Genomic DNA, 18,709 nt, shown 5'->3' with positions numbered 1-18,709 from the left:
ATGTCTACTTTCTTTATTAACCGCCCCATATTCGCCTGGGTTGTCGCCATCGTCATCATGCTCGCCGGTGCGCTGTCGATCATGAAACTGCCGATCAGCCAGTACCCGAATATCGCGCCTCCGGCGATTTCCGTCAGCGTCACCTATCCGGGTGCGTCAGCGGAAACCGCCCAGAACACCGTAGTTCAGGTCATTGAACAGCAACTGAACGGGCTGGATAACCTGCGCTATATCGAATCGCAAAGTAACAGCGACGGCAGTGCCACAATCATTGCCACCTTTGATCAGGGTACTAACCCGGATATCGCGCAGGTTCAGGTACAGAACAAAGTGTCGCTGGCCGAATCGCAACTGCCGACCGAGGTGGTCAATCAGGGGATCCGTATTGCCAAATATCAGGCCAACTTCATGCTGCTGGTCAGCCTGATTTCGACCGACGGTAAAATGAGTAACTCGGATCTGAGTAACCTGCTGGTGACCAAACTGGAAGACCCGATCGTACGTACCAAAGGCGTCGGCGACTTCCTGCTGCTCGGTTCAGAATACGCGATGCGTATCTGGCTCGACCCGGCAAAACTGTATAAATATCAGCTGGTCCCAAGTGATGTCAGCGCGGCGATTGAAGCGCAAAACGTACAGGTGTCGTCCGGTTCCCTCGGCGGCCTGCCGACGGTCAAAGACAGCAAACTCAGCGCCACGATCATTGGTAAAACCCGTTTCGACAGCATTCATCAGTTCAAAAACGTGCTGCTGAAAGTGAACGCCGACGGTTCTCAGGTGCGTCTCAGTGATGTCGGCAACGTGGATCTGGGGCCGGAAAGTTATTCCATCTCCTCCACGTTTAACGGCAGGCCCTCTACCGCTATCGCCCTGCGTCTGGCAAGCGGCGCGAACGTACTGGACACCGACAGAGCAGTAAGAGAAACCATCGCCGGGCTGGAAGATTCTCTGCCGGCTGGCGTGAAAGTCGAGTTCCCGTACCAGACCGCGCCGGTGGTCAGCGCATCGATTGAGGAAGTGGTGAAAACGCTGATCGAAGCCATCGTGCTGGTGTTCTGCGTGATGTTGCTGTTCCTGCAAAACCTGCGCGCAACACTGGTCACCACGCTGGTGGTGCCGGTGGTTCTGCTCGGTACCTTCGGTATTCTGGCGGCAGCGGGGTATTCCATTAACACCCTGACCATGTTCGGGATGGTGCTGGCGATAGGCCTGCTGGTGGATGATGCCATCGTGGTGGTGGAAAACGTCGAACGTGTGATGACGGAAGAAAAGCTCTCGCCGAAAGACGCCACCATCAAATCGATGAAACAGATCCAGGGCGCGCTGTTTGGTATCGCGCTGGTGCTGTCTGCCGTACTGGTGCCGATGGCGTTCTTCGGTGGCTCAACCGGGATCATCTACCGTCAGTTCTCGATCACCATCGTATCCGCGATGGCGCTCTCCGTACTGATGGCGCTGATTTTCACCCCGGCGCTGTGCGCCACCATCATCAAACACAACGACGAAGAAAAATCGCAGAAAGGCTTTGCGGGCTGGTTTAACCGTAACTTCGACAAAGGCGCGATGCGCTACACCCGCGCCGTCGGCACGGTCATCTCACGCCGCCGTCTGTTTATGGGCATCTACCTGCTGATCGTGATCGCCACCGGCTTTATGTTCACCCGCGTGCCGACCACCTTCCTGCCGGATGAAGATCAGGCCGTGATGTTTGTTCAGGCGACGTTGCCCGCCAACGCCTCGGCAGAACGAACCCAGCAGGTGCTGGATAACGTCCGGGAATATCTGATGACGCAGGAAAGCGGCATCGTTTCTTCGGTGTTTACCGCCAATGGCTTCAGCTTCGCCGGACGAGGCCAGAACGTCGGGATTGCCTTCGTGCAGTTGAAAACCTGGGCCGACCGCCCGGCCGCCGCGCAAAAAGTTCAGGCGCTGGCCGGTCGTGCGATGGCGCATTTCGCCACCATCAAAGATGCCCGCGTATTTGCTTTCGTTCCGCCAGCCGTTATGGAACTGGGTAATGCCACCGGTTTCGACTTCTTCCTGCAAGACACCAATGGCAAGGGGCATGAAGCCCTGATGGCCGCGCGTAACCAGTTCCTGCAAATGGCGTCACAGGACAAACGCCTGATGGCTGTGCGCCCGAACGGGATGGAAGATGAACCGCAATATCAGCTGGAAATTGACGATGAACGGGCGCAGGCGCTGGGTCTGAGCCTCGACGACATCAACAACACCTTGTCAGCGGCCTGGGGTTCAGCGTATGTGAACCAGTTCATGTACAACGACCGCGTGAAGCGTGTTTACATCCAGGGCAAGGCGGCTTCCCGCGTCACGCCTGAAGATCTGAACAACTGGTATTTCCGTAATTCCAGCGGCGATATGGTGCCGTGGAGCGCCTTCGGCAGCGGCAAATGGGTGTACGGCTCACCGCGTTATGAACGTTTCAACGGCGTGTCTTCCGTCGAACTGATGGGTTCACCGGCACCGGGCTACAGCTCGGGCGATGCCAACGAGGCGGTGATGGAAATCGCGGCCAAACTGCCACCGGGTTACAAAGTGGCATGGCACGGCCTGAGCTACGAAGAGAAGCTTTCCGGCTCACAAACACCGGCGCTTTACAGTCTGTCGATGATCGTGGTGTTCCTGTGTCTGGCGGCGCTGTACGAGAGCTGGTCAATTCCATTCTCCGTCATGCTGGTGGTACCGCTGGGGATTTTAGGCACCATCGGTGCTGTGTTGCTGCGCGGGTTGTCGAATGATGTCTTCTTCCAGGTTGGCCTGCTGACGACCGTCGGGCTGGCGGCGAAGAACGCCATATTGATTGTTGAGTTCGCCAAGGAGCTGCATGAGAACGAAGGGATGTCGGTGGCACAAGCGGCCATCGAAGCGGCCAAGCTGCGTATCCGGCCGATCATCATGACCTCAATGGCCTTTGTCCTCGGCGTATTCCCGCTGACCATTTCCAGCGGCGCGGGCGCGGGCAGCCAGCATTCCATCGGGACGGCGGTGGTCGGCGGCATGCTCACGGCCACCTTCCTGGCGATCTTCTTCGTGCCGATGTTCTACGTCACGGTTGTGAATCTGTTCACCCGCAAATCGAAAAAACACGATAAGGCGCTTCCTGCACCAGAGGCAACACACCATGAATAAACCGCATTTCGCGCTGTCGCTTATCGGCGCGTTTTCACTCACCCTGCTGGCCGGCTGTACGATGGAGCCGGATTATCAGCGCCCTGCGCTGCCGGTTGCCAGCAACTGGGACGGCGCCAAAACCGGTGCTGCGCAGGATATCGGCTGGAAAGCCTTCTTCAATCAACCGGCGATGAAGCAGCTGATTGGCATGTCCCTGGCTAACAACCGCGACCTTCGGGTCGCGGCATTAAACGTCGATACCGCCCGCGCTACCTTCCAGATTGACCGTGCCGCGCTGCTGCCGACACTCGACGCCAGCGCCGGTGAAACCAACCAGCATCTGCCGGGCGGATTGTATTCAACACAAACCAGCGGACCGGTGACGTATCAGCAATACAGCGCGAATCTGGGCGTAACGTCTTATGAGGTTGACCTGTTTGGCCGCTTACGCAGCCTGCGCGATCAGGGGCTGGAAACTTATCTGGCGACAGAAGCTACACAGCGCGCCACGCAAATTTCGCTGGTGGCTGAAGTCGCTTCCGGCTATCTGAGTCTGGCGGCGGATAACGATCTGCTAAAACTGGCGATCAGTACCGCCGACAGTCAGAAAAAATCTTACGAACTCACCAAACGCAGCTACGATTCCGGCATCGACACTTCACAGGATCTGGTGCAGGCCGAAACCACGGTGCGCGCGGCGCAGGCCGACATCGCCCAGTACACACGTCAGGTACGTCAGGACGTCAATGCACTGACACTGTTGGTCGGCACCACCATTCCACAGAGTTTGCTGGCGAACGCCACCCTGCAACAGGACTGGAAATTCCCGCAGACACCGGCCGGTTTGCCCTCTGATCTGCTGACCCGTCGTCCGGATATTATTTCCGCTGAACATACGCTGAAAGCGGCTAATGCCAATATCGGCGCGGCGCGTGCAGCGTTCTTCCCAAGCATTACGCTGACCGGCACGGCAGGCACAGAAAGTGGCAGCCTGAGTAAACTGTTCGACGGCGGCACCGGTGCCTGGTCATTTATGCCATCAGTTAATATCCCGATCTTCGACGGCGGCGTGAATCAGGCCAATCTCGACATCGCTAAAGACACCAAGAAAATTGATATCGCCAACTATGAGAAAGCGATTCAGACGGCGTTCAAGGAAGTCTCCGACGGCTTAGCCGGTCAGGCGACCTACAAAGATGAACTGCTGGCCCGCCAGCAGGACGCCGACGCCAATCAGCGCAACTACGATCTCTCGCAGATGCGCTTCAAAGGCGGTGTCGATAACTACCTGAGCGTACTGGTCGCCCAGCGCTCGCTGTATTCTGCTCAGCAAACGCTGATCACCACACAACTTGCCCAACTGAATCAGGACATCAGTTTGTATAAAGCGTTAGGAGGCGGCTGGAAGGAGTGATTTTTGAGTGAATGGAAACGCCGGCGGAAGTCGGCGTTTTTCGCAGGGTTCATCTGATATCAGAATAATTCAGAATGACTCCCTACCCGGTACAATTTTAATTCTTCGTCATTTCTCTGATAAATGAGTAAAAGATCTGGCGCACCATGGCATTCCATATATCCCGCATAACCACCTGAAAGCCGGTGTTCACAATATCGAATAGGTAAAGGTTCACCCGTCTGCAACAAGGATAATGTCTCCAGAATAGCTCCCTGCGCTCGTTTGTCGTTGTTGTATTTTTTCGCATCCTTTTTAAATCTTGTCTGATAAACAATCCTTAGCACATATCACCATCCCAGATCGTGCTTCAACTCCTCAATCGTTGCGACACTTTCAACACCAATTCCATTTTCCATATCACGAATGGCCTGAAGTGTTTTTGCATTAGGCTGCAACAAATCGACGGGTAGCTCAGCATTCACAGCCAACCTATTTACAACCATTCGAATGATTGTCGAAAGATCCAACCCCATTGCCTTTGCGTTTGCCATTGCAGCAGCCTTTGACGCTGAAGTTACTCGAGCTCTGACAACAGTGTCAGTCATAAAACCTCCGGATCAATTTTGTCGTGTAGCTACATTGTAGCCCTCATGTAGCCACTGAACAAAATGTATTCACTTACAGAGCAGTGTGCAGAATATAGATTACTGTTTTATCAGCAACTCTGTACTTTCATCGCTGCGGCAAAGCTTCCAAAAAAGCTCATCATCACTCAGGATTTAGTTGAATTCCGAATGACTTTCACTACCAGCTCTCCCCGCGCATCAAAATAACGGCTCGGCCAGATCACGCTCGGATGCACATCCAGCGCCTGTGCAATCACCTTCTCCCCTTTCGGCCATGATCGTGACAGCGCATTCGATAAGGTGGATGAGCTCAACCCGGCACTGCGCGATACCGCCGCCAATGTCGTACCCCGTTTACGCAATGCCGCAATGATGTCTGCCTGATGCCAGTCGGTGTAATTTTGTGCTTTGTTCATGGAGGCTCCTTTCCTGAGTTATGAGTAAATAAAACGTCTACACAGGAAGAGTAAACCGGGAGAAAAATTATCCCAAAACGGGATAAAACCAGAGGAATAGTGATCAGGTCATTGATAGATAAGATGAAATGTAATATTGATGAGTTAACTGAGCTAAATACTGATAAAAATTATTTTGGTGGGAATTTTTTCACCGAGTAACCATTAATACCCCACCCCATCCCTCCCCTTCGCAGAGGAGGGAGCCGACCGAGCTTTTAACTCCTCCCCCTGCGAAGGGGGAGGCTGGGAGGGGGTATTACAAATAAAATCAGAAGGTTAACATTGTCTTCCGTCGTACAATTTCGCATCGCAAATGCTCAAGAACTTCAGGTAATTCCTGCATAACCTGAAGATTCGTAAACCGGATAACTTTCATTCCTGAATCACACAGAAAGTCAGTTCTGATTTTATCCGCCGCCATTCCTTCCTCACTGAAATGACTTTCACCATCCAGCTCAACCACCAGCCTCACCTCACCGGCGTAAAAATCCACGATATAGCGCCCAATCCCATGCTGACGGCGAAATTTAACACCCAGCGCTTTACACCGGACCGCCTGCCATAAAACAAACTCTGGATAAGTAAGATTTCCCCGCAGATCCTTGCGTAATTCTTTCTGTTTTGAATCGTTGAACATGCCACCACCGGGTTGTCTTTAATACCCCCACCCAACCTCCCCCTTCGCAGGGGGAGGAGCCGTACTGAGCGTATCTGCTAATGCGGCGATAATATTTTTCCCACACCATTCCTGCGGCCATCATTCCAATATTTTAATATTCACGCATTTTCGCCCGCCGTCACACCTGCTAATTATTCATTATTGGCTGTGAAGATTTTTTGAGTAAAAGGAAACGCTGGCAGAAGTCGGCGTTTTTGTTGCGTGATCTGTAGAAAATATTCCCTGAGGATCCCGCGCATGCATTGACATCGGGGAATACAACTACGTCAGTCTGGAATCTGCATTATCGGCATATGGCATCATTTCGCAGATACTGGTCGACCGACTGGCCTTCATGACGACCCGACGCCCTGGGGCACTATCGAACTGACGCATACTCACCGCAGCATTTTGGATATTCTCGATGCAACCGTCGAAACGCCATCACCACTGAAACAAGCGATACCCTCCACGGTAATCAGGGATTTGCGCCGTGTTGGCAGGAATACTCATCTGATGGATCTTAAGGAAGAATAATGAGTGAGAAGGTCGATTTTGGTTTCGCCATCAGCGTAAAAGCCCCCGAAGAGCTGCGTCAGCTTCCCGATTATGATCAGATCAACATCGACCGCTGGCAAATAACTATCGAGACATCTCCCGGTCAATCCAGCGCGGAATATATGGTGTAACTGTCCTTCTGGCACCCCGCTGAAAGGGCTGTTTCCAGCCCTTTCATTCAAACTCTCTTACTTACCCACATCCCCGTTCCATCCCCCGCCCAGCGCGGCGATCAGCTTAACGCTGGTGACCATCTGGGTGCTGAGCAGTGACAGGACGCTTTGCTGTTGCGTCAGGCTGGTGTTTTCGGTAGTCGCGACGTCGAGATAGTCGATCATCCCCGCCTGATACTGGTTGTAGGTCACGCGGGCGGATTCTTTGGCGGAATCGGCGGCGTTCTGACGGGCGACCAGTTCGCTGTCCAGCGTGTGCAGTTCAACCAGATAATCTTCCACTTCCTGCATCGCGGTTAACACGCTCTGGCGATAACTGGCGACGTCGGCGTCATACGCGGCTTCGGCTTGTACCACTTTGCCACGGGTGGAACCGAAATCCAGTACCGTCTGGCTGAGTTCCGGGCCTAAAGACCAGACGCGGTTTGGCAACGAGAACAGGTTATGGAAGGCCGAGCTGGCAAAACCGCCGCTGGCACTTAAGGTCAGATCGGGATAATACGCGGCAGTGGCGACACCGACTGCCGCATTGGCAGAGGCCATGGTGCGCTCAGCAGCGGCGATATCAGGACGACGCTGCAGCAGTTGCGACGGAATCGCATCCGGCATCGCAGGCAGGTTCAGTTTTACGTCGCGGGCGGCGAGGCTGAACTGGGCCGGTGGTTTGCCGATCAGTACGGCGATAGCGTGCTCAAGCTGGGCGCGCTGCCATTGCAAATCCAGCGCCGACGCTTTGGTACTTTCCAGCTGAGTCTGTGCCTGCGCCAGTGTGCCACGCGAGGTACTGCCACCGGCATACTGGTTCTCAATCACGGTCAGATAACGCTGATAGGCGTCAATACTTTGCTTATACAACGCGATTTGCTGATCCATCACCCGCAACTGGAAATAATCCTGCGCCAGTTCGGATTGCGCGCTGAGCGTCGCATCGGCCAGATCGGCCTTGCTGGCCTGCGCGCTGGCATCCTGTTCTTCCGCCGTGCGGCGCAGTTTGCCCCACAAGTCCAGTTCCCAGCTTGCACTCAATTGTGCGGACTGGCTGTTGCTGGTGGAGGTTGAGGTGCCACTGCGCGTGCTGCCGACGGTGGCATCCACGGAAGGATACAAATCAGAACGCGCCTGCGTCACCAGTGCCTGGGCTTCGCGGTATTGCGCGGCGTACTGGGCAACGTTCTGGTTGGAAATCTGCACCTGTGTCAGCAGGGACGACAGCTCAGGATCCTGATACACCGCCCACCAGTCGCCTTTGGCCTGATTATCTTTCGGGATCGCGGCCGTCCAGCCTTTGGCTTCTTTAAATGCCGTTGGCATAGCCACATCCGGCCGTTTGTAATCAGGACCGACGGCACAGGCGCTGACCAGTAAGGCCAGCGCCAGCGGAGCAAGACGGAACACCATTGAACGTGTTTTTTGCAGAGTCATCAGATTCGCTTCAGGGTAATGAGTTTCAGTGTGATCAGTCATGAGAACTGGCCTCCGGCGGCGTCGCGTGAGGACGCAGACGTTGCCACAGACGATGCGTCGCGCGGCTGGTGCGATCCATATACAGGTAAACCACCGGCGTGGTGAATAACGTCAGGATCTGGCTCAGCGCCAGCCCGCCGGCAATTGCCAGACCCAGCGGACTGCGCAGATCCGCGTCCCCCCCGCTGCCCATCGCCAGAGGCAGGGCACCAAAGAACGCCGCCAGCGTGGTCATCAGGATCGGACGGAATCGCATCAGACAGGCCTGGGTGATCGCCTGTTGCGGCGTCAGACCAAGCCGCCGTTCGGCGTCGAGCGCGAAGTCGATCATCATGATCGCATTCTTTTTGACGATGCCGATCAGCAGCAGGATCCCGATCAGCGCGATCACTGTCAGTTGCGTATTGGTCATCAGCATCAGCAACAGCGCCCCCAGCCCGGCGGAAGGCAGCGTGGAAAGAATGGTCAGCGGATGAATATAACTTTCGTACAACACGCCGAGCACGATATATACCGCCGCCAGCGCGGCCAGGATCAGCCACGGCATGGAACTGGCCAGCGCTTCAAACGCCTGCGCCGTCCCCGCATAACTGCCATGAACGGTATCCGGCAAGCCGATTTGTGCCATGGCGGTTTTCAGCGCAGCCTGCGCATCTTCCAGCGCATAGCCGTCGGCGAGGTTGAACGCGATAGTCGTGGTCGCCGTCTGCCCCTGATGGGACACCGACAGCGGTGCGTTGGCGCCGCTGAAGGTGGCAAACGCCGACAACGGCACCTGATTACCAGAATCGGTCACGACATACAGCTGATGCAGCACATCCGGATTGCTGGTGTAGTCAGACGTCAGGTTCATGACCACGTGATACTGGTTCAGCGTTTTATAGATCGTGGCAACCTGCCGCTGGCTGAAAGAATTGTTGAGCAACGTGTCAATCATCTTCACGTTCACGCCCAGTTGCGTGGCACGATCCCGGTCGATATTGAGCATGACCTCCTGACCGCCGGTTTGTGCATCGGAATCCACACCGGTCAGTTGCGGCAGTTTCGCCAGCGCTTTCTGCACCTTCGGTGCCCATTCCCGCAACACCGAAAGATCGTCAGATTGCAGACTGTACTGATACTGCGCGTTGGCGCTGCGCCCGCCGATATGCAGATCCTGCGCCGCCATCAGGAACAACTGCGCACCCGGCTCCTTGCCGGTCGCCATCATCAGACGGTTAGCCACCTGATTGGCGGTCGCGGTACGTTTGTCGAAATCTTTCAGACGCACGAAGAACGTGGCGGTATTACGTGAACCAAAGCCGCCGCTGCCCGCCGAACTCATCACCGCTTCTACCGCCGGATCGTCCTGAATGATCTTGCTGTATTTCAGCACCTGCGGCTGGATCGACTGAAACGACGTGTTCTGATCCGCACGCAACATGCCCATCAGCATGCCGGTGTCCTGATCCGGGAAGAAACCTTTTTCCACCACGGTATAAAGATAGAAATTGAGGATCACGGTGAGGAACAACCCGATCAGCGTGATCAGCTGATGACGCATCACCCAGCCGAGCGCCGCCGAATACGCCGCCAGCAGTTTATTCAGCCCGCGTTCGATCATGCGGTAAATACGTGGCTGACGTTTTTCCACCGGCGGTTTACGTTTGAGGAAACGTGCGCACAGCATCGGCGTGAGGCTCAGTGACACCAGCATCGAGATGATCAGCGAGACACTCAGCGTCACCGCAAATTCGCGGAACAGACGCCCGACGATACTGCCCATCAGCAGGATCGGAATGAAAACCGCGATCAGCGACAGCGTCATCGACAGCACGGTGAAGCTGACTTCCTGTGCGCCTTTCAGCGCCGCCCGCACCGGTCCCATTCCCTCTTCGATATGCCGCGTAATGTTCTCCAGCACCACAATGGCATCATCGACCACGAAACCGGTGGAGATGATCAGCGCCATCATCGAGAGGTTATCCAGACTGTAGCCAAGCAGATACATCACCGCGCAGGTCCCGATCAGTGACACCGGTAGCGCCACGGCGGGGATCAGCACAGCATTCCAGTTACGCAGGAACACAAAGACCACCGCGATCACCAGCAGCGTGGCTTCCATCAGGGTCATTTCCGTATCACGCAGGGAGGCGGAAACGTTAGGCGAACGATCCAGAGCCAGGTTCAGTTGCACATCGCCCGGCAGACTTTCTTTCATCAGCGGCAGCGCGGCTTTGATCGCCTGAATGGTTTCCAGCATGTTCGCGCCAGCCTGGCGCGTTACACCAATCATCACCGACGGCGTGCTGTTGTAATACCCGACGTTGTATTTGTCTTCGACGGAATCATACACATTGGCGATATCGCTGAGGCGGATGGCCGAACCGTTGATGTAGGTGACAATCAGCGTTTTGTACTGCGCGGCGGTACTTTGCTGGCCGTTGCCTTCAATCATCCACGACTGATCCGACCCTTGCAGTAAGCCTTTCGGCAGGTTGCTGGTGCTGTCGGCAATCGCAGCACGAATGGTGTCGAGGGAAATCCCGTAAGAGGTGACGGCTTCAGGGCGTAAATCAATACGCACACCCGGCAGCGCGGACCCCACCAGAGAAACCTGCCCGACGCCGTTAACCTGTGCGATTTTCTGTTGCAACTGGCTCGAGGCAATATCGTACAACTCACCTTTACTGCGCGTGGCCGAGGTCAGCGCCAGCATGATGATCGGCGCATCCGACGGGTTGGCTTTGCGGTAGGTCGGCAGCGACGGCATGCTGCTGGGCAGTAACGCACGGGAGGCGTTAATCGCCGCCTGAACGTCACGCGCCGCGCCGTTGATGTCGCGATCGAGATCGAATTGCAAAATGACACTGGTCGAACTCTGCGAACTGCGCGAGGTCATTTCCGTCACACCGGCGATTTGCCCGAGCGCCCTTTCCAGCGGCGTCGCCACCGTCGCCGCCATGGTTTCAGGGCTGGCACCCGGCAGACTGGCACTGACCAGAATGGTCGGGAAATCGACCTGCGGCAGCGGTGCCACCGGCAGCAGGCGATACCCGAGCAAACCCAGCAGGAGTATCGCCATGGTCAGCAGCAATGTCGCGACCGGGCGGAAGATGAAGAAACGCGAAATGTTCATTTATTCCGCCTGCTTCGCTGCACGCCGGTGACGTGGATTAAGGCGGTGAGAAAGCCGGTCAAACATCAGGTAGATCACCGGCGTGGAGAACAACGTCAGAACCTGACTGAAGATCAGACCGCCGACGATCACCAGTCCCAGCGGCTGACGCAGTTCCGCGCCGGATCCGCTCGCCAGCATCAGCGGCAACGCCCCGAGCAGCGCGGCCATAGTGGTCATCATGATCGGACGAAAACGCAGTAAACACGCCTGGTGAATCGCCTCACGCGGCGATAATCCCTGTTTGTTTTCCGCATCCAGTGCAAAGTCGATCATCATAATGGCGTTCTTTTTCACGATGCCGATCAACAGGATCACCCCGATCAGTGCGATCAGACTGAATTCCGTACCGGCAAAGATCAGCGACAGCAACGCACCGACCGCCGCCGACGGCAGCGTGGAAAGAATGGTCACCGGATGGATAAAGCTTTCGTACAGAATACCGAGCACGACATACATGGTCAGCAGTGCGGCGAGGATCAGCCACAGCGTGTTGCCGGTGGCACTTTCAAATGACGCCGCCGCACCCTGATAGCGCAAAGTGATGCTGTCCGGCATGGCGATATCAGCCACCGTGGTTTTGATCGCCTGTTGCGCCTGCTCCAGCGAATAACCGTCTTTGAGGTTAAAGGAGACGGTGACCGCCGGGAACTGATTGAGGCGCGCCTGCAACAATGCGCCGGTGCGCATGTGGATTTTGGCAATCGACGTCAGTTTGACCATGCCATTGGTCGCCCCGGCATTGGTGGTGGTGGTCGAGGTGCCGCTGTCCGATGTCGAAGAAGACGTGGTGCTGGTGGTGGTCGCCACCGTGCCGGATGTTGAGGTGCTGTTGTTGGTCGCCAGATAGACATCGTCAAAAGAAGCCGGTGACTGCTGGAATTGCGGAGCCACTTCCAGCACGACGCGGTACTGGTTCGCCTGAGTAAAGATGGTGGAAACCAGCCGCTGGCCGAACGCGTTGTACAGCGCGGTATCGACGTCAGACGCCGTAATACCGTAGCGTGCGGCGGCGTCGCGATCGAGCTCCACATAGGCGATCTGCCCCTGATTTTGCAGGTTGCTGACCACTTCGCTGAACTCCGGCAATGCACTGAGTTTCTCAATCAGCTTCGGTGTCCATTGCACCAGATTTTCGCTGTCGGCATCATCCAGTGTGAACTGGTACTGGCTTGGCGTGACCTGATCGTCCACCGTCAGATCCTGCGAAGCCTGCATATAAAGCTCAATGCCCGGCACGCCTGCAGTCTCCTGCTTCAGGCGTTCAATGATCGCCGGTGCACGTTCGCTGCGTTCATCAAAGGACTTCAGGCTGATCTGCAAACGTCCGCTGTTCAGACTGGTGTTATTACCGTCCACGCCGATGGTAGAGGAAACGCTTTCCACATCCGGATCATTGAGGATAGCGGCAGTCAGTAATTGCTGACGACGCCCCATCTCGCTGAAGGAGACATCCTGCGAGGCCTGGGTGATCCCCTGGATCATGCCGGTATCCTGCGACGGGAAGAAACCTTTTGGCACAATCACGTACAGCAACGCGGTGAACACTAACGTCGCGGCAGCGACCAGCAGCGTGAGGTTCTGATGGTTCAGTACCACGACCAGCATACGATCGTAACCGGCGATCATTTTGTCAAAAAACTCACCGCCTTTACGGTAAAACTTGCTCTGTTTTTCTTCCGGTGTGTGACGCAGCAAATAGGCGCACAACATCGGTGTCAGGGTCAGTGACACCACCATCGACACCAGAATCGACACGGCCAGGGTAATGGCGAATTCGCGGAACAGACGCCCGACCACATCGCCCATAAACAGCAGCGGGATCAGTACCGCAATCAGCGAGAAGGTCAGGGAAATAATGGTGAATCCGATCTGCTGCGAACCTTTCAGCGCCGCCTGCATCGGTGTTTCGCCCTCTTCGAGGCGTCGTGAAATGTTTTCGACCACCACGATGGCGTCATCGATAACAAAACCGGTGGCGATGGTCAGCGCCATCAGCGAGAGGTTGTTAAGACTGAAACCGCACAGGTACATCACACCAAAGGTGCCAACCAGCGAGAGCGGCACGGCCACGCTTGGGATCAGCGTCGCCGCGACATTACGCAGGAACAGGAAGGTGACCATCACCACCAGCGCAATCGACAGCAACAGCTCAAACTGAACGTCGCTGATCGAGGCACGGATAGTCTGGGTACGGTCAGAAATCACGCTGATTTTGACCGACTCCGGCAGCGCTTCCTGCAATTTCGGCAGTTGTGCTTTGATGGCATCCACCACCTGAATCACGTTGGCGCCCGGCTGACGCTGAACGCTGATAATGATCGCCGGTTGTTTGTTCGCCCACGCAGAAAGGTACTGATTTTCCGCTGCTTCGGAGAGCGTCGCGACGTCGCGCAAACGCAGCGCCGCCCCGTTTTCATAATTAACAATCAGGTTGCCGTATTCAGCGGCGGTGCGTAGCTGGTCATTGGCATCGATGGTGATCGAGTGATGCGGCCCGTCAAAGCCCCCCTTGGAACCGTTGACGTTACTGTTGCCGATCAGCGTGTTGATGGTTTCCATGCTGAGGTTATGCGCCGCCAGCTTGCGCGGATCCACCTGCACGCGGATCGCAGGCTGATGCCCGCCCGCCAGCGTGACCATACCGACGCCGGAAATCTGCGACAGTTTCAACGCCACGCGGGTATTCACCAGATCCTGCACTTTGGTCAGCGGCAGGGATTCAGAGGTCGCGGCTAATGTCAGCACTGCGGCATCCGCCGGGTTCACCTTCTTGTAAGTCGGCGGATTGGGTAAATCGCTGGGCAGCAGGCTGTCAGCGGCATTGATCGCCGCCTGCACTTCCTGCTCAGCCACATCAAGGGACAAATCCAGCGAGAATTTCAGCGTAATAATGGAGGAGCCGCTGGCGCTGGTGGAATACATCTGGCTCAGCCCCGCCATCTGCCCGAGCTGACGCTCAAGCGGCGCGGTAATACCCGACGCCATCACGTCCGGACTGGCGCCCGGATACAGCGTGGTCACCTGAATGGTCGGGTAATCGACCTGCGGCAGCGCCGAGGTCGAGAGCATGTTGTAGGCGAAAATCCCCGACAACAGCACGGCGACCATCAGCAGAATGGTCGCGACCGGCCGGAGTATAAAGAGGCGTGAAGGATTCATTTAGACCCGCTGTCTTTACCGGCTGTAGTTGGGGGTACATCAGGCGCGACGGCCGTTTTATCCGCGCCGGTGGTGGCTTTATCCACACCGCCGCTCTGCTGACGCTCTTTGGAAGAGCCACCTGCTGCTGCAGCCTCGCCGGAATTCGGTGTGACAATCTCGACTTTGGTGCCGTTGTTCAGACGGTCAATACCGGTGGTGACCACCTGCTCGCCCGGCTTCACACCGGACAAAATCGCCACCTGGTCATCACCAAAATCCGGGCCGGACTTCACGCTGCGACGCTCAATGGTGCTGTCGGCTTTCACCACATACACAAAGTCGCCGTCGCTGCTCAGCTGCAATGCCGCCGCCGGGATCACCGTGGCATCTTTCAGCGTCGCGACCTGCAGACGGGCATTCACAAACTGATTCGGATAGAGTTTTTCATCGTCATTATCAAACAACGCTTTCAGCTTGATACTGCCGGTACTGGTGTCAATTTCGTTGCTGATAAATTGCAGTTTACCCTGTCCGAGCACTTCGCTGCCGCTCTGGTCAAAAGCCGTGGTTGGCAACTGATTGCCGCCGCGCAGGGCTTTGAGCAGGGTTTGCAAATTGCTTTGCGGCACGCTGAAGGTCACGGCAATCGGCTGAGTCTGGGTAATGGTGACGATGCCGGTGGTCGAACTGCTGGTGACCATGTTGCCCGGATCCACCAGACGCAGGCCGACGTGGCCGCTGACCGGCGCGGTGATTTTAGCGTACTCAAGGTTCAGCTTAGCGGCGGCGATTTGCGCCAGATCGGCTTTCACTGCTCCCGCGTACTGACCGGCGGTCGCAATCTGGCTTTCCAGATCCTGACGTGCCAGGGAATCCTGTGCATACAGTTTGCGGTAACGCGCCAGCGTCAGTTCAGCACTTTTCGACAGCGCCTGATTCTGCGCTAAATCGCCCTGATACTGTTCCAGCGTGGCCTGATAACTGCGCGGATCAATCTGCGCCAGCAACTGACCCTGCTCCACTTTCTGCCCTTCGGTGAAATACACCTTCATCAGCTGACCATCGACACGGCTGGTCACCGTCACCGTCGCGTTCGCCACCACCGTGCCCAGCGCACGCAGATACACCGGCACATCGGCCTGTGTGGCCTTTCCTGCCTGCACCGGCGTTGCCATTCCTGCCATCATCTGGCCGCGCATTGCGCGCATCCCGCCACGGCCCGGTTTTTTATGGGCAGAGGGATCAGAGGCACTTTGGTGGAAAGCAAAAAACCAGACCAGGATCGCGGCAACGATAATGGCGACAATAACCCACACGAATGTGCGTTTTTTGGAACGAGACGAGGCAGTCGGCAGCATAAATTTCTTGGTTTCGCAGTATTAATGAGGAGAAAACAGCTGAAAAATGACCTTCAACCAGAGATTTTCAATATCAGTCAAAAAACCATTATCCCCGAAAAGTGCGGGTGTCTGTTTTTAGGACAACGTAAAGATTTCGTTAGCAATTAAGAATTTCTATTTCTATCAGCAGGATGAATTATACCCGCTAATTTATCCTTTCGAGGCATCTAATGTTAATCACTAAATGAGAATGAATATTGAAGACCGCAACAAAAAAGCATCAGGAAGTGTCAACGAAGACCGGAATTTTGTCAGGAAAACGCGGAGTTAGTGCGGAAAATGCACTGAGATCCCACCCGAACAGGTGAGAAAACCAGAGCTAAATCCTGAAAATATGACCTATAGATAATTTATATTGTTTGCGCCGACCACGGCTTGATATGGTGAAATTTCTGATTGTTTTTCATTTCCATGCAGGGACTCAGGCGAATGCAGACAAAATTTCAATCCAGACCGGTCATTGGGGTAACGCTCGACAGCGAGGAAGCCGGTGGCTATGCCGATTATCCCTGGTACGCCTTACGTCAGAACTATATGAACAGCCTGGCGGAAATGGGTGCCGTTCCGCTGGCGTTGCCACATCACGCGGCGCTGGCCGATGAATATCTGGCGCTGTGCGACGGCATTGTCGTGACCGGCGGGGCGTTTGATGTACCGCCTGAACTGTTTAATGAGCAACAAACCAGTGATCAGGTTCGCCTGAAACCCGCCCGCACCGAATTTGAAAAAGCCATTGTTAAAGGTGCCATGCAGCGCAATATGCCGCTGCTCGGGATTTGCGGCGGCCAGCAACTGCTTGCCGTATTAACCGGCGGCACGCTGCATCAGCATATTCCCGATGCGCTGCCCGATGCCCTGGAGCACAGCACGACTGTTGACACCGAAAACGCGGGCGGCAAAAAACGCGCGCGTCACCCGGTAGAAATTGTTGAAGGTTCACTGCTCAGCCGCTGCGTAGATCGTGACCATTACGTCGTGAACAGCTCACACCATCAGGCAGTGAAATCCGTCGGCCCCGGCTGTATCGTCAATGCTTACGCACCCGACGGCGTGATCGAAGGCATTGAATGTGAAGGCTATGATTTCTGTCTTGGCGTGCAATGGCACCCTGAATATCAGCAACATGCGCAGGATACTCAGCTTCTTAATGCATTTGTTGTTGCCGCTTCGCGCTATCAGCAGTCGATGCGCTCAGCAGGTAAGGCGATGACCGAAGCCATGAATGATGTGATCGGCCGTGCGGGAGACGAACCGGCATGAACCCGGCGGCACTGAAATCGCAAACGGAGCAGATACTGCGGGAACTGCATATCGACCCGGCGGTTATCGCACATCGTACGCTGCCGTATTTTGAGGAAGTAAGTGAGCACTTACTGGTGGAGGCGGAAACGGATGCCGAAAGCGGTAAAATATACCGTCTGACCGCCCCCGCCTCTGCCGCCTGGCATACCATGAGACAGCAGGCGGCTACTGACGGCGTGGGGATTTATCTGGTTTCCGCCTACCGCAGCCTGAATTATCAGGCTGATTTAATCCGCGCCAAACAACTGGCAGGCATCGCCCCGGAAGATTTCTTTACCTCGCTGGCGCCGCCCGGATGCAGCGAGCATCACACCGGCTGCGCCGTGGATATCAATACGCCGGGCTGCGACGAAGTGACCGGCGTTTTTGGTGAAACAGAAGCTTTTCAGTGGCTGCAAAGCCACGCCGCCGGATTCGGTTTTGTGATGTCATTCCCGCTGAACAATCCCTGGGGATTCATTTATGAACCGTGGCACTGGTGCTGGCATTCCAATTCCTGATGAATCCTCTACAATGACCGCCCTCTCCGCTACAGGCTTTAAGGGACCACCATGGAACTCGCCGTCACGAACGCTGATTTTTACCTTAAAATTTTGGGGCCGGAAGACACGGCTGTCGTTCATGCTTATTTTCGCGATAACGCCGCGCATCTCGCGCCGTGGGAGCCTTTGCGGCCAGCGAACTTTTACGCGCCTGAAACCCTGCGGGTCCGTCTGAGCAATGCTTTTGATGAAGCGGCCTGCGGTACGGCATTCCAGTTTGGCATCATCAGCCGTGAAACCGGTGACATGCTCGGTGCCTGCAATTTTACCGGCATCGCCCGCGGTCCTTTTCAGGCCTGTCATCTGGGATATTCGGTCGCGGAAAACCAGCAGGGAAAAGGACTGATGCATCGGTCGCTGACAACCGCCATTGATTACCTGTTTCGCGAGCAGGGTCTGCACCGCATTATGGCCAGCTATATTCCGGACAATCATAAAAGTGAGCGCGTACTACTGCGTCTGGGCTTTGAACGCGAAGGGTATGCGAAATCATATCTGAAAATTGCCGGTTGCTGGCAGGATCACGTACTGACTTCCCTGATCAATCCTCACGACAATGCGTGAGGAACATCACAGTTACCATCACTAAAATTGTCGCCTGAAGATTTATCTGATAGGCCAATTTTCTGTTTCATTTTTCGAACAAATAAAACACACTATGCGTTCAACAGGCATCTGGCAGACAGATGCCTGATTTCA

General features: G+C 55.5%; 14 protein-coding genes. 6 read left to right on the top strand and 8 right to left on the bottom strand.

The window, feature by feature from the left end:
* Together GW591_RS22145 and GW591_RS22140 are read left to right on the top strand one after the other, a co-directional pair.
* On the top strand, positions 1 to 3,150 hold the full coding sequence (locus tag GW591_RS22145; RefSeq protein ID WP_013574138.1) for an efflux RND transporter permease subunit: 3,150 nt from the start codon (positions 1 to 3) through the stop codon (positions 3,148 to 3,150).
* Positions 3,143 to 4,546 carry an efflux transporter outer membrane subunit gene (locus GW591_RS22140; RefSeq protein ID WP_013574137.1) on the top strand — a complete coding sequence of 468 codons (1,404 nt, stop codon included), beginning with the start codon at positions 3,143 to 3,145 and terminating at the stop codon, positions 4,544 to 4,546. Before GW591_RS22145 ends, GW591_RS22140 begins: the two co-directional genes overlap by 8 nt.
* Before the next feature lie 59 nt (positions 4,547 to 4,605).
* On the opposite strand, the gene GW591_RS22135 is transcribed toward GW591_RS22140, so the two are convergent.
* From GW591_RS22135 to GW591_RS22120, 4 genes are all read right to left on the bottom strand, one after another.
* Entirely contained in the window at positions 4,606 to 4,872 is a 267-nt protein-coding gene (locus tag GW591_RS22135; RefSeq protein WP_013574136.1) for a type II toxin-antitoxin system RelE/ParE family toxin, read from the bottom strand.
* A gap of 3 nt (positions 4,873 to 4,875) precedes the next feature.
* Complete coding sequence (locus GW591_RS22130; protein WP_013574135.1) at positions 4,876 to 5,133, bottom strand: type II toxin-antitoxin system RelB/DinJ family antitoxin; 258 nt, start codon at positions 5,131 to 5,133, stop codon at positions 4,876 to 4,878.
* A 167-nt stretch (positions 5,134 to 5,300) separates the two neighbouring features.
* On the bottom strand, positions 5,301 to 5,570 hold the full coding sequence (locus GW591_RS22125) for a helix-turn-helix domain-containing protein (protein WP_166861376.1): 270 nt from the start codon (positions 5,568 to 5,570) through the stop codon (positions 5,301 to 5,303).
* 310 nt (positions 5,571 to 5,880) lie between these two features.
* The gene (locus GW591_RS22120; RefSeq protein ID WP_126124634.1) at positions 5,881 to 6,249 is read right to left on the bottom strand and encodes an endonuclease domain-containing protein; all 369 of its coding nucleotides are present in this window, start codon (positions 6,247 to 6,249) and stop codon (positions 5,881 to 5,883) included.
* A 557-nt stretch (positions 6,250 to 6,806) separates the two neighbouring features.
* Here GW591_RS22120 and GW591_RS22115 point away from each other — a divergent pair.
* Positions 6,807 to 6,959, top strand: coding sequence for a hypothetical protein (locus tag GW591_RS22115; protein WP_015689421.1), 153 nt, complete (start codon positions 6,807 to 6,809; stop codon positions 6,957 to 6,959).
* A 57-nt stretch (positions 6,960 to 7,016) separates the two neighbouring features.
* Here GW591_RS22115 and GW591_RS22110 read toward each other — a convergent pair whose 3' ends face one another.
* From GW591_RS22110 to GW591_RS22095, 4 genes are read right to left on the bottom strand one after another with little or no spacing between them, the layout of a single operon-like run.
* On the bottom strand, positions 7,017 to 8,465 hold the full coding sequence (locus tag GW591_RS22110) for an efflux transporter outer membrane subunit (RefSeq protein WP_119261279.1): 1,449 nt from the start codon (positions 8,463 to 8,465) through the stop codon (positions 7,017 to 7,019).
* Positions 8,458 to 11,583 (bottom strand): efflux RND transporter permease subunit, encoded by a 3,126-nt coding sequence (locus GW591_RS22105; RefSeq protein ID WP_119261278.1) that lies wholly within the window; start codon positions 11,581 to 11,583, stop codon positions 8,458 to 8,460. The genes GW591_RS22110 and GW591_RS22105 overlap by 8 nt, the downstream gene beginning before the upstream one ends.
* Entirely contained in the window at positions 11,584 to 14,784 is a 3,201-nt protein-coding gene (locus tag GW591_RS22100) for an efflux RND transporter permease subunit (RefSeq protein WP_013574130.1), read from the bottom strand.
* Positions 14,781 to 16,124: an MdtA/MuxA family multidrug efflux RND transporter periplasmic adaptor subunit gene (locus GW591_RS22095; protein WP_013574129.1), complete on the bottom strand. Its 1,344-nt coding sequence runs from the start codon at positions 16,122 to 16,124 to the stop codon at positions 14,781 to 14,783. The genes GW591_RS22100 and GW591_RS22095 overlap by 4 nt, the downstream gene beginning before the upstream one ends.
* 471 nt (positions 16,125 to 16,595) lie before the next feature.
* Here GW591_RS22095 and GW591_RS22090 point away from each other — a divergent pair, with 471 nt between their 5' ends.
* From GW591_RS22090 to GW591_RS22080, 3 genes are read left to right on the top strand one after another with little or no spacing between them, the layout of a single operon-like run.
* Positions 16,596 to 17,426 carry a gamma-glutamyl-gamma-aminobutyrate hydrolase family protein gene (locus GW591_RS22090; RefSeq protein WP_121020178.1) on the top strand — a complete coding sequence of 277 codons (831 nt, stop codon included), beginning with the start codon at positions 16,596 to 16,598 and terminating at the stop codon, positions 17,424 to 17,426.
* Positions 17,423 to 17,968, top strand: a complete 546-nt coding sequence (locus GW591_RS22085) for a M15 family metallopeptidase (RefSeq protein ID WP_015689419.1) — start codon at positions 17,423 to 17,425, stop codon at positions 17,966 to 17,968. Before GW591_RS22090 ends, GW591_RS22085 begins: the two co-directional genes overlap by 4 nt.
* A 51-nt stretch (positions 17,969 to 18,019) precedes the next feature.
* Positions 18,020 to 18,574 carry a GNAT family N-acetyltransferase gene (locus GW591_RS22080; protein ID WP_037035206.1) on the top strand — a complete coding sequence of 185 codons (555 nt, stop codon included), beginning with the start codon at positions 18,020 to 18,022 and terminating at the stop codon, positions 18,572 to 18,574.
* The last annotated feature ends 135 nt before the right edge of the window (positions 18,575 to 18,709 follow it).

This window comes from Rahnella aceris, assembly GCF_011684115.1.
Lineage (GTDB): Bacteria > Pseudomonadota > Gammaproteobacteria > Enterobacterales > Enterobacteriaceae > Rahnella > Rahnella aceris.
This window is presented reverse-complemented; position numbering and strand designations above follow the sequence as displayed.

Coding starts and splice junctions, on each gene's coding strand:
- GW591_RS22145 (WP_013574138.1), top strand. CDS start 1: ATGTCTACTTTCTTTATTAACCGCCCCATATTCGCCTGGGTTGTCGCC.
- GW591_RS22140 (WP_013574137.1), top strand. CDS start 3,143: ATGAATAAACCGCATTTCGCGCTGTCGCTTATCGGCGCGTTTTCACTC.
- GW591_RS22130 (WP_013574135.1), bottom strand. CDS start 5,133: ATGACTGACACTGTTGTCAGAGCTCGAGTAACTTCAGCGTCAAAGGCT.
- GW591_RS22125 (WP_166861376.1), bottom strand. CDS start 5,570: ATGAACAAAGCACAAAATTACACCGACTGGCATCAGGCAGACATCATT.
- GW591_RS22120 (WP_126124634.1), bottom strand. CDS start 6,249: ATGTTCAACGATTCAAAACAGAAAGAATTACGCAAGGATCTGCGGGGA.
- GW591_RS22115 (WP_015689421.1), top strand. CDS start 6,807: ATGAGTGAGAAGGTCGATTTTGGTTTCGCCATCAGCGTAAAAGCCCCC.
- GW591_RS22110 (WP_119261279.1), bottom strand. CDS start 8,465: ATGACTGATCACACTGAAACTCATTACCCTGAAGCGAATCTGATGACT.
- GW591_RS22105 (WP_119261278.1), bottom strand. CDS start 11,583: ATGAACATTTCGCGTTTCTTCATCTTCCGCCCGGTCGCGACATTGCTG.
- GW591_RS22100 (WP_013574130.1), bottom strand. CDS start 14,784: ATGAATCCTTCACGCCTCTTTATACTCCGGCCGGTCGCGACCATTCTG.
- GW591_RS22095 (WP_013574129.1), bottom strand. CDS start 16,124: ATGCTGCCGACTGCCTCGTCTCGTTCCAAAAAACGCACATTCGTGTGG.
- GW591_RS22090 (WP_121020178.1), top strand. CDS start 16,596: ATGCAGACAAAATTTCAATCCAGACCGGTCATTGGGGTAACGCTCGAC.
- GW591_RS22085 (WP_015689419.1), top strand. CDS start 17,423: ATGAACCCGGCGGCACTGAAATCGCAAACGGAGCAGATACTGCGGGAA.
- GW591_RS22080 (WP_037035206.1), top strand. CDS start 18,020: ATGGAACTCGCCGTCACGAACGCTGATTTTTACCTTAAAATTTTGGGG.